The 14,905-nt window shown below is 62.7% G+C and carries 13 protein-coding genes; 2 read left to right on the top strand and 11 right to left on the bottom strand.

What is annotated here, in order from left to right:
* Window positions 1-49: 49 nt before the first annotated feature.
* From V6093_RS03975 to hisN, 10 genes are all read right to left on the bottom strand, one after another.
* Entirely contained in the window at window positions 50-1,249 is a 1,200-nt protein-coding gene (locus V6093_RS03975; protein WP_265979288.1) for a benzoate/H(+) symporter BenE family transporter, read from the bottom strand.
* Between the two features lie 145 nt (window positions 1,250-1,394).
* Complete coding sequence (catA, locus tag V6093_RS03970) at window positions 1,395-2,309, bottom strand: catechol 1,2-dioxygenase (protein ID WP_012052357.1); 915 nt, start codon at window positions 2,307-2,309, stop codon at window positions 1,395-1,397.
* 29 nt (window positions 2,310-2,338) lie between these two features.
* Window positions 2,339-3,667: an aromatic acid/H+ symport family MFS transporter gene (locus tag V6093_RS03965; RefSeq protein WP_004576273.1), complete on the bottom strand. Its 1,329-nt coding sequence runs from the start codon at window positions 3,665-3,667 to the stop codon at window positions 2,339-2,341.
* A 57-nt stretch (window positions 3,668-3,724) separates the two neighbouring features.
* Window positions 3,725-4,486 (bottom strand): 1,6-dihydroxycyclohexa-2,4-diene-1-carboxylate dehydrogenase, encoded by a 762-nt coding sequence (locus V6093_RS03960; protein ID WP_004374331.1) that lies wholly within the window; start codon window positions 4,484-4,486, stop codon window positions 3,725-3,727.
* A 193-nt stretch (window positions 4,487-4,679) separates the two neighbouring features.
* Window positions 4,680-5,690 carry a benzoate 1,2-dioxygenase electron transfer component BenC gene (gene benC / locus V6093_RS03955; RefSeq protein ID WP_014756669.1) on the bottom strand — a complete coding sequence of 337 codons (1,011 nt, stop codon included), beginning with the start codon at window positions 5,688-5,690 and terminating at the stop codon, window positions 4,680-4,682.
* A gap of 72 nt (window positions 5,691-5,762) precedes the next feature.
* A complete protein-coding gene (benB, locus tag V6093_RS03950) occupies window positions 5,763-6,248 on the bottom strand; it encodes a benzoate 1,2-dioxygenase small subunit (RefSeq protein WP_004576276.1) in 486 nt (161 codons plus the stop codon).
* A complete protein-coding gene (gene benA, locus V6093_RS03945) occupies window positions 6,245-7,603 on the bottom strand; it encodes a benzoate 1,2-dioxygenase large subunit (RefSeq protein ID WP_014859583.1) in 1,359 nt (452 codons plus the stop codon). The genes benB and benA overlap by 4 nt, the downstream gene beginning before the upstream one ends.
* Before the next feature lie 159 nt (window positions 7,604-7,762).
* Entirely contained in the window at window positions 7,763-8,719 is a 957-nt protein-coding gene (locus V6093_RS03940; protein WP_144000093.1) for an AraC family transcriptional regulator, read from the bottom strand.
* Window positions 8,720-9,018: 299 nt separating this feature from the next.
* A complete protein-coding gene (locus tag V6093_RS03935) occupies window positions 9,019-9,750 on the bottom strand; it encodes a hypothetical protein (RefSeq protein ID WP_012052361.1) in 732 nt (243 codons plus the stop codon).
* Between the two features lie 186 nt (window positions 9,751-9,936).
* On the bottom strand, window positions 9,937-10,728 hold the full coding sequence (hisN, locus tag V6093_RS03930; RefSeq protein ID WP_004374316.1) for a histidinol-phosphatase: 792 nt from the start codon (window positions 10,726-10,728) through the stop codon (window positions 9,937-9,939).
* 125 nt (window positions 10,729-10,853) lie between these two features.
* On the opposite strand from hisN, the gene V6093_RS03925 reads away from it, so the two are divergent.
* Window positions 10,854-11,744, top strand: coding sequence for a universal stress protein (locus tag V6093_RS03925; RefSeq protein WP_004374313.1), 891 nt, complete (start codon window positions 10,854-10,856; stop codon window positions 11,742-11,744).
* A 255-nt stretch (window positions 11,745-11,999) separates the two neighbouring features.
* Window positions 12,000-14,126, top strand: coding sequence for a TonB-dependent siderophore receptor (locus tag V6093_RS03920; protein WP_265979293.1), 2,127 nt, complete (start codon window positions 12,000-12,002; stop codon window positions 14,124-14,126).
* A gap of 31 nt (window positions 14,127-14,157) precedes the next feature.
* Here V6093_RS03920 and V6093_RS03915 read toward each other — a convergent pair whose 3' ends face one another.
* Window positions 14,158-14,679, bottom strand: coding sequence for an acyloxyacyl hydrolase (locus tag V6093_RS03915; RefSeq protein ID WP_004374308.1), 522 nt, complete (start codon window positions 14,677-14,679; stop codon window positions 14,158-14,160).
* Window positions 14,680-14,905 lie beyond the last annotated feature (226 nt).

The raw sequence follows: 14,905 nt of genomic DNA, 5'->3' as shown, positions 1-14,905 counted from the left end.
AGCTCTCTTGATCTTGTTTTTATGGGTAAAGCGTTGGAAACACGGCAGTTCATGGGATACGGCGCAGCACCTCCCGGGCACGTGGCTGGCGCAGCCTCAGCAGCGCGTGCGCCAGCAGGCCGAACAGCAGCCCCCAGAACGCCGCCGACAGGCCCAGAAAAGCCACCCCCGAAGCGGTGACCAGGAAGGTGAACAGCCCGGCGTCGCGCTCGGCCGGTTCTGCCAGGCTGCGGACCAGGGCTTCGCTGATGGCGCCATACAGGGCCAAACCGGCCAGGGCCGCGATCAGTACGGCGGGAAAGGCGGCGAACAGCGACATCAAGGTGGCCCCGGCAATGCCCAGTAGCAGGTACAACGCACTGCCAGCCACCGCCGCCACATAACGCCGTTGCGGGTTTTCATGGGCTTCATGGCCGGTGCACAGGCTGGCGGTAACCGCCGCCAGGTTCAGCCCGTGGCAACCGAACGGCGCCAGAAGCGCCCCAGCCAGGGCACTGGCGCTGATCAGCGGGCTGGCCGGCGTGGCGTAGCCAGCGTTGCGCAGTACCGCCATACCCGGCATGAATTGCCCGGTCAGCGCCACCAGCACCATCGGCAGCGCCAGGCTGAATACCGCCGACAGGCTGAACTGGGGGGTGACCCACTGGGGTGAGGCCAGTTCCAGCACCAGTGCCTCGCTGCGCAACGTACCGCCGGCCACGGTCACCAGCATGCCCACGCCCAGCACCGCAGCCACGGCATAGCGCGGCTGCACCCGACGCATCAGCACGTAGGTGACGAACATCGCCAGTACCAGCAGCGGTTGCACCGGCAAGGCGCGGAACACCTCGATGCCAAAACTGAACAGGATCCCGGCCTGCATACCGGCAGCGATAGAACCCGGCAGGCGCGCGATGATGCGGTCGAAGGCCCCGCTGATGCCGATCAGCAGCAGGACCAGGTTGGCCACCAGGTAGGCGCCCACGGCCTGCGCCAGGCCCAGTTGCGGCAAGGCGGTGACCAACAGCGCCGACCCCGGGATCGACCAGGCGATCACTACCGGCACGCGGTAGCGCAGGCTGAGCAGCGCACCGAGCACCGCACTGCCCATGGACACGGCCCAGACCCAGGATGACAACTGCTGGTGCGACAGGCCGGCCGCTTCGGCGGCGTGGAAAATGATCACCAACGGGCCGGCGTAAGAGATCGTCGTGGCAATGCTGCCGGCGACGATGGCCGACACAGAGCAGTCCTTGATCAGCGTTTTCATGAAGCTTCTCGCAAGCCAGCGGCCGGCCTTTGTGGCGGGCTCTTGTTTGGGTGTTGGCTGCTTCGCGGGCTTGCCCGCTCCCACAACGACTACACAGGCTTCACCTGTGGGAGCGGGCATGCCCGCGAAAAGCCCACTCGGTGGATCAGGCCTCCTGCAAAGCCCGCGGCCGCCCGCTGCGCTGCTCATCGGCACCGCCCTGGGCCTGCTGCAACTGGAAGTCGAACTTCAGCTCGGCATGCCGACCCTCCGGCCCTTCGACGAACACCACCTCCCCGACCAGCCCGTCCCGTGTGGCATAGGCAAAGTCATCCCACAGGTACTTGTCCCCCGACAGGTTTATCTGCGTGGTCAGGTGCCGGTACCCGGGCGCCGAGATAAAGAAGTGCACATGGGCCGGGCGCTGGCCATGACGGCCCAGCAGGTCCAGGCATTCCTGGGTTGGCCCCTGCGGGTCGCAACCATAGCCCGATGGCACGATGGAGCGCGCGCGGTAACGCCCTTGGGCATCGGTAACGATGCGCCGACGCAGGTTGTACGCCGACTGGCTTGGGTCGAAGAACGAATAGGTACCACGGGTATTGGCATGCCACAGGTCGACCGTGGCACCCGGCAGCGGGTGTCCGTGCGGGTCCAGCACCTGGCCTTCCAGGAACATCACCGTGGCCACGCCCTCCTCGCTGCCGTCGTCCATGCGCACTTCACCTTGGGCGATCGGTGCGCCAGCCACGTACAACGGGCCTTCGATGGTGCGTGGGGTACCGCCAACGCGCCCTGCCTCCTGGTCCTTGGCATCCTGCAGCAGGTCGAGGAAGTGTTCGATGCCCAGCCCCGCCACCAGCAGCCCAGCCTCGCCACGACCGCCCAGGCGGTTGAGGTAGTCGACGGCGTGCCAGAACTCGTCTTCGCTGATGTCCAGGTCTTCGATCAGCCGCGCGGTATCCTGCAGCAGGCGCTGCACGATGCGTTTGAGGCGTGGGTTGCCGGCCGCATTACCAAAGCCTGCGGCCTGCTCGAAGAACTGCTGTACCTCGGCAGTATGGGAAATGTTCACGGTCATGGGGGTTACCTCGTCTTGTTCTGTTCGGTTCAGGCCTGCGCCGCCAGGGCCTGGGCGTGGCGCCGACCACTGGCCAGGTGCACGGCCATGGCCAGCGCGGCGATGGCGCCAGGAATGGCGAAAGCGATGAAATTGAGTTGAAGTGGCAGGTTGATGCCCATCAGCGCACCGCCCAGCAGCGGGCCGACGATGGCGCCATTACGGCCGATGCCCGAGGCCCAGCCCAGGCCGGTAGAGCGCACCGACAGGCCGTACATCTGCGCCGCGCCGGCATACAGCAGAATCTGCGTACCAATGGTGGTGGCGCCGGCAATGAAGATCAGCAGGTACAGCACCGGCATCGGGCTGTTCACCCCCAGCAGGCTGATCGACAGTGCGGCGGCAATGAAGAACGCCACCTTCACCTTGACCAGGTTGTAGCGGTCGCCCAGCCAGCCGCCGAGGATTGCCCCGGCCATGCCGCCAAAGTTCAGGGCCAGCAGGAATGACAGGCTTGAGCCCAGGCTGTAGCCGGCGTTGGCCATCAGCTTTGGCAGCCAGGAACTCAGGGCGTAGACCATCAGCAGGCAGCAGAAGAACGCAACCCACAGCGCCAGGGTGCGAATCGCCAGGCCATTGCGGAACAGTTCCAGCACCGAAGCGCCGCTGCCTTTGCGGTCGGCCGCCTGAAGCACATCATCGGCCTGGACATCGCAGTCCGGGTCCAGCCGTTTGAGCAGTGAGCGTGCTTCCTCGATACGGCCTTGGCGCACCAGGAAGCCGATGGATTCAGGCAGGTAATAAAGAATCACCGGTAACAGCAGCAGAGGCACCGCTGCGGCGAAGAACATCGACTCCCAGCCAAAACGCGGCAGCATGAAAATGCCGACACCTGCCGACAGCATGCCGCCCAGCGAATAGCCACTGAACATGATCGCCACCAGCGTGCTGCGCAGGCGCTTGGGCGCGTATTCGTTCATCAGTGCCACGGCGTTGGGCATCAGGCCACCACAGCCCAGGCCGGCGATGAAGCGGTAGATGCCAAACTCGCTCGGGCTGCTGGCAAAGCCGTTGAGGATGGTCGCCCCCGAGAACAAGGCGAAACAGATGGCAATGCCCTTCTTGCGCCCGATGCGGTCGGCCAGGCTGCCGAAGGCCAGGGCGCCGAACATCATGCCGAACAGCGCATAGCTGCCCAGTGCACCAGCCTGCAACGGGGTCAGGCCCCACTCTTTCATGATGACCGGCAGTACCACACCGTAGATGAACAGGTCATAGCCGTCGAAAATCAGCAGCAGGCCGCACCAGGCCATGACCATCCAGTGAAACGGGGAAAAGCGCGCATTGTCGATGATCGGGTGTACATCAAGGGTTCGCATGGCATCTGTCGCTCTTGTTTTTGTTGTGGAAGAAAGCTTTTGCCTTGAGGTTGCAGTTCAGCCGAGGTCGCCGCCCCCAACCGGCAGGGTCACGCCGGTGATGTACGAGGCTTCGTCGGACGCGAGGAACAGAATGGCCCCCACCTGCTCGTCGATGCTGCCGTAGCGGTGCATCAGGCTGCTGTCGAGGGTCTGGTCGACGATCTGCTGGTACCAGTGCTTTTCCTGCTCGGTTTGCGCTGCACTGTTGCGGGGTACGCGCCGGGGCGGCGCTTCGGTGCCACCCGGCGCGGTGGCGTTGACACGGATCCCACGGCCAGCCGTTTCGAAGGCCAGGCAGGCGGTGAGCGCATTGACGCCGCCTTTGGCCGCGCCATAGGGCACACGGTTGACGCCACGGGTGGCGATGGACGAAACGTTGACGATGACGCCGCTGCCACGCTCAAGCATGTAGGGCAGCGCGGCATGGCAGCACCACAGTGTCGGGAATAGCGAACGGCGCACTTCGGCCTCGATCTGCTCGACATCGTAGTGCTCGAAAGGCTTGGCCCAGATGGTGCCGCCGACGTTGTTGACCAAGATGTCGAGGCGGCCGAAGGTTTCCACCGCACTGGCCATGACCCGGGCGCAATCGGTGTGTTGCTCCAGGTCGGCGGTGAGGGTGAGCATGCCTTCGCCGGCCAGCTCGTGGACCAGTTCGGAACGGTCTACGGCCACCACTTGCGCACCTTCGGCCTTGAGCCGCCAGCACACACCCCGGCCGATGCCTTGAGCGGCACCGGTGACCAGGGCGACCTTGCCTTGGAATCTGTTGTTCATATGCAAATCTCCAGTTCGCGAGAGACCCTGTGGCAGCAATTGTCTTGCTCAAAGCCGGAATGGCTGCGCGATCACTGTGGGAGCGGGCATGCCCGCGAACACGGGCGAAACCCGTGCCATCCACCGCGCTGCCTGCTTCGCGGGCTCGCCCGCTCCCACAGGGTCGGCGTATTGCTTTGAATCAGAGGGGCTGTCAGGCCGCAGCCGCAAACTTCTCGTAGTAGAAGTTGGCCGGGGTAATGCCCTGTTCGCGCACGTACTGGCTGACCGCTTCCACCATGGGGGGCGGCCCGCACAGGTATACGTCCACATCGCCGTCATTGAGGTGGCGTGGCTCGATGTGCTGGGTGACATAGCCCTTTTGCGGGTACTGGCTGTCCGGGTTGGCGACGCAGGCGCTGTAGGTGAAGTTGGGGATACGTGCCGCCAGAGCTTGCAGGCGGTCGAGCTCGACCAGGTCGAAGTCGTTGGTCACGCCGTAGATCAGGTGCAACGGGTGCTCACTGCCCTGCTCGGCGATCTTCTCCAGCATCGCGGTGAACGGTGCCAGCCCGGTACCACCCGCCAGCAGCAACAGCGGGCGCTGGATCGGCCGCAGGTAGAAGCTGCCCAACGGCCCGGCCAGGCTCAGGCTGTCGCCAGCCTTGGCAAGGTTGGTCAGGAAGCTGCTCATCAGCCCACCTGGTACGTTGCGGATCAGGAAACTGACTTCGCCGTCCTTTTGCAGCGAGCTGAACGAGTAGGCCCGGCTCTGCTCGCTGCCCGGCACCTTGAGGTTGACATACTGCCCCGGCAGGAAGGCCAGACGGCTCAGGGCCTCACCCTTGATCGACAGGGCAATGGTGCTGACCGACAGCTGGCGGACATCGCTGATAGCGGCCTCGAAACTGGCCTGCTCGGTCTTGCACAGCTGCGACGAAGCCGGGATGCGGATGACGCAGTCGCTTTCGGCGCGCATCTGGCACGTCAGCACGTAGCCTTCGGCGATTTCGTCTTCGCTCAAGGCGTCTTCGATGAAGTTGTCGCCAAGGTCATAACGACCGGACTCAGCCTTGCACTTGCAGGTCCCGCAAGCGCCGTCACGGCAGTCCAGCGGAATGTTTATGCCTTGGCGGTAAGCGGCGTCGGCCACGGTTTCCTGACCGGTGGCCTCAATGAAACGGGTAACCCCGTCTTCGAAATTCAGTGCGATCTGGTAGCTCATGTTGCACCTCGCGGGCGAGCCGGGCCACGGCGCGTCACAAGACGCACCGGGCAATGCTCGAAAAACCCTGTATCAGATGTGGTAGATGTCGATGACCTGGCGGACGTAGTCGTTCTTCAGCACCACCTTCTTGGCCTTGATCAGCGGCTGCTCGCCGCGCAAGTCGAGGGTGTAGAAGCTGGTGCCGAAGTAACTGTCGGTGGTCTTGTAGCGGAAGCTCAGGGTGTGCCAGTTGAAGCGCACCTGGCAGCTGCCCTCGCCCTGCTCGACGATCTCGATGTTGCTGATGTTGTGCGAGGTGCGGGTGTCGGGCACGGTCGCACTGGAGCGCTCGGTCTTGATGCGGAACACGCGGTCTTCCAGGCCGCCACGGTTGCCGTACCAGATCAGCGAAATTTCGCTTTGTGGGTCTTCGGTGAGGGTGTCGTCATCGTCCCAGCTCGGCATCCAGAAGCTGGCATCGCTGGCGTACAGTTCCAGCCACTGGTCCCACTGGGCATCGTCCAGGTAGCGCGCTTCGCGGTACAGGAAGTCGCGCACGGTGTCATACAGGCTCATTGCACGGCCTCCACGGGGATCAGCTGCTGTTCGTCCTTGAGGGCCTGGATCATGGTGTCCTGCCAGTACTTGTGCTGCAGCACGAACAGGCCTTCGTCCTCGGTGCGCACGCCTGACAGCAAGGGTTCGAGTTCAATCTCCTTGGCCGCCTCATCGGCGCCTTCGACCCAGTGTTTGGCGCCGCGAGACATGTCGTTCCAGCCGGTGCCGCCGCCATAGCCGGTCTGGCACGAGCGGAATTCTTCCAGGTCGTCCGGGGTGGCCATGCCGCTGACGTTGAAGAAGTCTTCGTACTGGCGGATACGCTTGGCGCGGGCATCGGCGCTCTCGCCTTTCGGCGCGATGCAGTAGATGGTGATTTCGGTCTTGTTCACCGAAATCGGCCGTGCGACGCGGATCTGCGAGCTGAACTGGTCCATCAGGTACACGTTGGGGTACAGGCACAGGTTGCGCGAATTTTCGATCATCCAGTCGGCGCGCGCCTGGCCGAAATCGGCGGCCAGTTGGTCGCGACGCTCATAGGCCGGGCGGTCTTCCGGGTTGGCCCAACGGGTCCACAGCAGCAGGTGGCCGTGGTCGAAGGAATAGAAACCGCCGCCCTGCTTGGCCCAGGCACCCGCACTCATGGTCTTGATCTCGTCACCCGCCTCGCGCTGCTTGCGCTGGTTCTGGGTGGCGGCGTAGTTCCAGTGCACAGAGCTTACGTGGTAGCCGTCAGCGCCGTTTTCGGCGGTGAGCTTCCAGTTGCCTTCGTAAATGTACGAGCTGGCACCGCGCAACACTTCCAGGCCTTCAGGCGACTGATCGACGATCATGTCGATGATCTTCGCTGACTCGCCCAAGTGCTCGACCAGCGGTTTCACGTCGGCGTTCAGGCTGCCGAACAAAAAGCCCCGGTACGACTCGAAGCGTGCCACCTTGGTCAGGTCGTGGGAGCCGTCGCAGTTGAAGCTGTCGGGGTAGCCGGCGTTGCTCGGGTCTTTCACTTTCAGCAGTTTGCCGCTGTTGTTGAACGTCCAGCCGTGGAACGGGCAGGTATAGCTGGAACGGTTGCCGCGCTTGTGCCGGCACAGCATGGCACCGCGGTGGCTGCAAGCGTTGAGGAAGGCATTGAGTTCACCGTCCTTGTTGCGCGCGATGAAAATCGGCTGGCGCCCCATGGTCAGGGTGAGGAAGTCATTCTTCTCGGGGATCTGGCTTTCGTGGGCCAGGTAGATCCAGTTGCCCTCGAAGATATGTTTCATCTCCAGGTCAAACAGGCGTGGGTCGGTGAACATCTCGCGCTTGCAGCGGTAGACGCCCTTTTCACGGTCGTCCTCGAGCATGGCATTGAGGTAGTCGAATCCCAGGGACATGGCCAGGGTCTCCCTTGTTATTGTTTAGACCTGGTCAGGTTAGAGGCTGGGATTGGGTCGCAATATCCGGTTTGTGCGGGGTGCTATCCGTTTTGTGCAGGTTGAGGTGACAGGTTCAAGGGTCTCTTCGCGGGCGTACCCGCGAGAGACCGGTACGGTTTAACGCCGGTTGCGCAAGGTTTCGGACGGCAATTCGCCAAACTGCTGTCGATACACCTCGGAGAAACGCCCGAGGTGCAGAAAACCATAATCCATGGCCAGTTCGGTCACGCTACGTACCGAGCAACTGGCATCGCCCAGGCAGGCACGCACCTGTTCCAGCTTGCGTTGTCGCACGTACTGCTTGGGTGTGGTCTGCAGGTGCCGGTCGAACAGCGCATACAACGAGCGCAGGCTCATGCACGCCTGCTCCGCCAGCGCCTCCGCTGTCAGCTCGAACTTAAGGTTGCGGTCGATGTAGTCGATGATCCGCTCCAGGCTTGCACCCGGTGAGCTGAGGCTCTCCCGGCGGATGTTGGTGCTCATCAGGGTCAGCAGCTTGCTGGCGACAATCTGGCTGTAATGGCCCTGCACTCTTGACAGCGAATCGCTCACTTCCGCCTCGTGGCAAACCATGGCCAGCAGGTTGACGAAGCCATCCAGCTCCTCCAGCCGGTAATGATTGCGCAAGAACCGCACGCCCCCATCAGGCCGCTGCCAGCGCTGTTCATCGCAGATCGAGTCCAGCAGCCGGGTCGGCACCTTGAGGATGAACTTCTCGCAGTCTTCCGAGTAAGTCAGGTCAACCGGGTCGTCCGGGTTGATCAGCAGCAATTCGCCCGGCACCAGGTGCTGCTCGCGCTTGTGCCCGCGCCACAGGCAGTTGCCATTGAGCAAGACTTGCAGGTGGTAGATGGTTTCCAGCGCGGGCGACGTCACGCGAACACTGCCGCCATAGCTGATACGGCACAGGTCGAGCTCGGCGAACTTGCGATGGCTGAGGCTGGCCTGGGGGTGGGTGGTGCGGGACAGACCGATGCAATGCTGGCCTACATGCTGGTTCACATAATCGGACACAGCGTAAGGGTCGGCGTGGTGAAACACGCTACTGCGCTCGCTCAGCAGGCGGCTTTCCATAGGCAAGGCACTCGGTATCGTTATTGTTCTGGTCGCCGCGCCCTACCGCCTTGTGGGCTGTGGTTGCGGTCATCACGGTCATTCTATCGGGCTGGCAGCGCGTCGCAGGGGCAGGCGACAGCCGGCGGACAGGGACACTACAGCAAAAAGGCGGGGGTTGGGCAATGCAACGATGGGATTGGCTGGGCGGATAGCGGACAGTTGCGCCGCCATGAGTGTTCGTTTATCGAACGCTATCTTCCGGTGCTCGCATGGCCTGCACATGGCGGCGGACCAAACGCTCCTGCAACGACCGTCATTCACTGCACCGGCAGGAAGTTCATCAGCAACAGGCTCTGCGCGTAATTCAAGCCTATGCGCCGATAACGTTCATCCAGCAACTCGGCCAGCAAGTCCAGCCGCGCGACGATCTTGCCAAACTCAACGGCAAAACTCAGGTTGCTGCCCTCCTCCGAGATCTCGTTCGAGAACAGCAGCAACACCCCATTGGCATCTTGCCGCTGGCTGAGCATCCATGTTGCCTTCTCGATATTGCGCGCGGCGTTGTTGACGAACAGGGGGTCGATGGTATCGGTCATGTAGAACTCGGTACGCCCGCCATGCGCGGTGATCAGCATGCTGCCAATGGCGTAGATGAAGGCGCCGACCCGGTCCCCGCGAAACTCGGGGCTCAGGGCGTAGCTCAAGGCTGCAAGGTCACGGCGGTTGCCCAGTTGTGGCAGCGGCCGGCGCTGTTCGATGGCAATGCGGATCTGTCGCTCGGCAGTGGCGGCGTCCAGGTAACCAGACATCTTCCACTGGCTGGGGTTGCGCAGGTACAGCTTGTTCATCAGCAGGTACAGGCTTTGCAGGTTGTCGCGCATCGACAGCGTGGCCAGGCGGTCGACGCTGGTCTGGAACAGCTCGCTGGGTTTACCGTTGCCGAGCTGGTTGACCATGTCACGGCCCTGCTGCTGCGTACAGGCGCACAGGCATGCCAGGGCACTTGTCAGAAGCAGGCGGGGGAGGAAATTCGGGTAGCTTGCAACCATCGGCACCGGGTCGATATTCGGCGGCTGCGCTGGGAGTCAGCGCGGCCTGGCCAAGCATAGAGCCCGAAAATGGGAAAAAGTGCGGTGGCTGGAGAGAATGCAAACCTGTGGCGGCCTCTTCGCGGGTGAACCCGCTCCCCCAAAAAGGGACTCGCCCGCGAAGAGGCCAGGGCCGACGAGCCCGGATCACATGGCGTGGCGCAGCATCTCCAGCACCTGCGCATGCAGCGCAGGGTCACCACAGGCCACCACGCACCCGCCATCCTGCGCCGAACTGCCATCCCACGCCGTGATCACGCCACCCGCCCCTTCGATGATCGGCATCAGTGCCTGTACGTCATACGGCTGAAGGCTCGCTTCGACAATCACGTCGACAAAGCCCGAGGCCAGCATGCAGTAGGCATAGCAATCACCGCCGTACCGCATCAATCGCGCCTTGCCGGCGACCGCTTCGAATGCCGCCTTGCGCTCGGCGGTGTCGAACATGTCCGGCGTGGTGCACATCAGCGTGGCGGCAGACAGGTCAACGCAGGCACGCGTCTTCAGGGGCGTGCCACTGCGCCAGGCGCCTGCCGGGGTACCCACGAAACGTTCGCCGGTGAACGGCTGGTTCATCACGCCCAGCACCGGGCGGGTGCCGTCATTCAGGGCAATCAAGGTGCCCCACAGCGGCAAGCCGGTAATGAAGGCGCGGGTGCCATCGATCGGGTCCAGCACCCACGTCAACGGGCTGCTGCCCACTGCAACACCGGCCTCTTCGCCAAGAATGCCATGTTCGGGGTAACGTGCCTGGATCAACTCACGCATGGCGTCTTCAGCGGCCTTGTCGGCCACGGTCACCGGGTCATACAGACGCCCGCCCTTGTCCTCGACATCCAGGCTGGCGCGGAAGTACGGCGCGATCGCTGCAGCGGCAGCATCGGCCAATTGCTCGGCAAAGGCGCGATACTCAACGATCTGTTCAGCACTCAGGGACATGGGACGGGCCTCGTGACAATGATGGGGCACGCATCATACCCGACACATCGCCCCGGTGTACGCTGCGGCAGTCTAGACTGAACATGATCAGGTTACCGGGGGGCTGCCACACGTGGAGGTGTGCGATGAGCCAGTTCAAACGTCTGTTCGTCATGCTCGGCCCGCAAATGCGTCATACGCCTGCGCTGCAACGCGCGGCGGCGTTGGCAGAGTCCAGCGGTGCCCTGCTGGATATCAATGTGTTCGTCGACGACGTCGACACCTTTGGCTTGATGAGCGATGGTCGTGAGCGTGAGCGGCTGCTCAGCGACAACCGCCAGTGGCTGGCGGATGAGGCCGAACAGCTGAGCGATGCCGGTGTGGACGTGTCCACCGAGCTGTTGTTGACCCGCGACCCGCTGGGCAGCGTACTGGAACGGGTCGAACGGCTGGGCTGCGATCTGTTGGTCAAGGACGTACAGCACGAGCCCGTACTCAAACGCCTGCTGGTCACGCCGCTGGACTGGCAGTTGCTCAAGGACAGCCCGGTCGCCGTGCACCTGGTCAGCGACATTCGCCTGCCCCTGCCACGGCAGATCGCCGCCGCGGTGGACCTGAACAGCCACGGCGCTGGCGAACACCTGGACGAGCAGGTCATCCAGTGCGCCCATGACCTGGCCCTGCAGTGCAACGCCGAACTGCACCTGCTGCATGTGTGCGACGCGGCCAAGACCCACATCGCCGACTTCGGCGCCGGTACGGTCACCATGCCCGGCTTCGACAGCAGTGTGCGAACCGCGCAGCGGGCGGCGTTCAACCGCCTGGGCGACCATCACCAGATCCCGCTGGAGCGCCGGCACTTCCTCGAAGGGGCCGCGATCAGGGCCATTGCCCAGTTCGTCGGCCACAACCGGGTGGACGTGATCGTCATGGGCAGCCACAGGCATGACGCCATGCAGACATTCCTGGGCGGGACAACGGCGCATGTGCTGGAACACCCGCTGTGCAATGTGCTGGCGATCAAGGCTGTTCGCTGAGCTTCAGCAGCCTGCCCAGGGGCCAGGCAGGAATAACCTTGTACTGCGAAGAGGCACTTGCACCACAGAGCAGCTTCTAACCTGTGAGCCCCTTCGCAGTGCCCTGCAGGCACTGTTGTCACTGACGCTTTATCGTCGCTGGTATCTGGTACACCAGTGCCACTCAAAATTAATGCATTTGATAATGATTCGTAGTATGTTCGCGGCGTTTCCCGACCCAGCCCCTCAGCGCCCTATTCAAGGACCGTACTGTCGATGCGCCGCACGTTCGTTTCGCTTTGTGTGCTTCATGCTGTCTCCCCGCTGGCCTTTGCCGAGCCTGAACCGCTCAGCGACCCTAACCCGATCGAACTCCAGGCCCTGAGCATCACCAGTACTGCCGACGGTGAACGCGCCGACGGCCCGGTCGATGGCTACAAGGCCACCCGCTCGGCCAGTGCCACCCGCACCGACACGGCGCTGCACGAAACCCCGCAATCGGTCAGCGTGGTGCCCAAGGATGTGCTGGTAGACACGGGCGCCACGCGCCTGCAGGACGGCCTGGACTACGCCGGTGGTGTCGGCCGCGCCAACAACTTCGGCGGCCAGGGCCTCACAACCTTCACCGTGCGTGGCTTCACGACCGGCGAGTTCTATCGCAACGGCTTTCCGATCAACCGCGGCTACCCCAATGCTCCGGATGCCAACACCGTCGAGCGCCTGGAGGTCATCCGTGGCCCGGCCAGCAGCCTGTACGGCCGTGGCGACCCCGGCGGTACGTTCAACGTGGTCAGCAAGCAGCCGTTGCCCGAGTCCAAGGTCACCCTTGGCAGCCAGTTCGACGACCAGGGCATGCACCGTGCCACCCTTGATGCCACCGGGCCGCTGAGCCAGGACGGCTCGCTGGCCTACCGCCTGAACGTACTGGGTGAAGGCGGCGACAGCTTCCGCGACGATGTCGAAAGCGAACGCTACGATGTCGCCCCTGTTATCAGCTGGCAGGTCAACGACGCCACGAAGATCACCTTCGAAGGCGACTTCATGCGCAACAACCACCCCCTCGATCGCGGCCTGACCCGCTACCCCACCCAGACCGGCAGCGCCTCGCGCGATACCTATATCTGGGAAAAAGGCAGCGACAACCTGCTGCACAATGACAACAACATGGCACAGGTGCGTTTCGAGCACCTGCTCAATGACAACTGGTCGCTGGCTGGCGGGTTCCAGTTCCTCGATGGCTCGCTCAAGGGCAACGCTGTCGAAGCCGACGGCGCACCGGCAGACGGACGCACGCTGCAGCGCAACTTCAACTACCGCAAGCTGGAGTGGACCGACCGCGACTGGCAGCTGAACCTGACCGGGCATTTTGACACCGGCAATTTCAGCCATACCTTGTTGACCGGGGTCGAATACGAGAACTACGACTACAACTCGATCATCCAGCGTTCCTCGGCAGCCTACCCGATCGACATCTACAACCCGGTACTGGGCCAGCCGCGTCCGGCCCTGAACCGCACCACCACCTGGGACAAGGAAAACCTGCAGACGTGGGCGTTCTTCATTCAGGACCAAGTGGCCCTGACCGAGCGTTTGAAGGCATTGGCAGGCGTGCGCTTCGAGCGTTTCGAGCATGACTATGACAACAAGCTGAACAATGCCGGCGATTTCAGCAAGGGCGAAAACGGCGTCACACCCCGCCTTGGCTTGATCTATGACCTGACCGATACCCTGGCGGTCTACGCCAACACCGCACGTTCGTTCAAACCCAATACGGGCACGCCGGCCAGTGGCGGTGGTTTCGACCCGGAGAAGGGCAAATCCTACGAGCTGGGTGTGAAATGGGAGTCACTCGACCGCCAGTTGAGTGTCGACGCGGCGATCTACCACATCGTCAAGGAGAACGTACTGACCAACGACCCGAGCGACCTTACTGGTACTTACAAGATCGCGGCCGGCGAGGTGCGCAGCCGTGGCCTGGACATCAACGTCGCCGGCAACCTCACCCCCGAATGGCGCATGATCGGTGGCTATGCCTACGTGGACGCCGAAGTCACCAAGGACACCACCCTGCCCAAGGGAACGCGCCTGGCCAATATCCCGCGCAGCACCTTTAGCCTGCTGAACACTTACGAGTTCCAGGATGGCCTGGCCAAAGGCCTTGGCCTGGGCGTAGGCGTGAAGTATGTAGACGACCGTGCAGGGCAGACATCGGCAGCCACCTACACGATGGAACGCTACAGCGTGGTCGACCTGTTGAGCTTCTACAAGGTCAACGAACACGTGCGGTTGAATCTGGACGTGAAAAACGTGTTCAACAAGGGGTATGACGAGGGCGCGTTCAACAGCTACGTATACCCCGGCGCACCGCGCACGGTGCAGGCCGGCGTTTCCTATACCTTCTGAATTGCCGGGGCCGCGCAGTGGCCCCGTAATGTCAGAACGCTGTGCTGTAGAACAGCGAGTACGACTCTATGCCGTCGTTTGGCTGCTTTATCCCGGCGTTGGAGTAGTGCATGGCACGGATGCCTACCTTCTGTTCTCCCGGCAACTTCAGGCCAAAGCCGATACGGTCTTCAAAGTTGACCGCCGACCCCAGTCGCTGGTCGCCCACGTCGGTCTTTGAAAACGCTGCCAGGCCAATACCTGCCTCGATGTAAGGCGTGTAGGTAAAGCCGCTGAACTCATACGTGAACACCGGGCTGAACGACAGCGAGTGCGCACCACTGGCATCGCCACCTTCCCAATAGGTGTAGGCCGCATCCCAGTAACCGCTCACATGGCCGGCGCTGCTTTCCAGCCATGTCTTGTCCCAGTCGAACGACAGGCCGATACGGTACGTCATGTCACCTTGGCCAGTGGCGCCCACGGCACCTGATATCTGCGCAGCCTGAACCAGATCAGCCCCGGCAAAGGCCAGCACTGCAACGGCCAGCGAAGCGGCTAGACGGGTTTTCATCAACGACTCTCCTGATGGTCTACACGGCAAGCGGGGGCTTGGGCCCCTCGATGTTTTGCGCTGACCGGTGCATCCAGACCGGTCATACGAAGTAATACTTTTCTGATTATTGTCCAGATAATCAGAAAGTTGGAAGTATATTGCCACTATTGGCTAAAACACTCGGTAAAGATGTGCTTGCCGGGCACAGGCATTCGCGAGGCGTGAGCTTACCCCAGGCAGGAGT

Source organism: Pseudomonas putida group bacterium ESBL64, assembly GCF_045277175.1.
GTDB lineage: Bacteria > Pseudomonadota > Gammaproteobacteria > Pseudomonadales > Pseudomonadaceae > Aquipseudomonas > Aquipseudomonas alloputida.
This window is presented reverse-complemented; position numbering and strand designations above follow the sequence as displayed.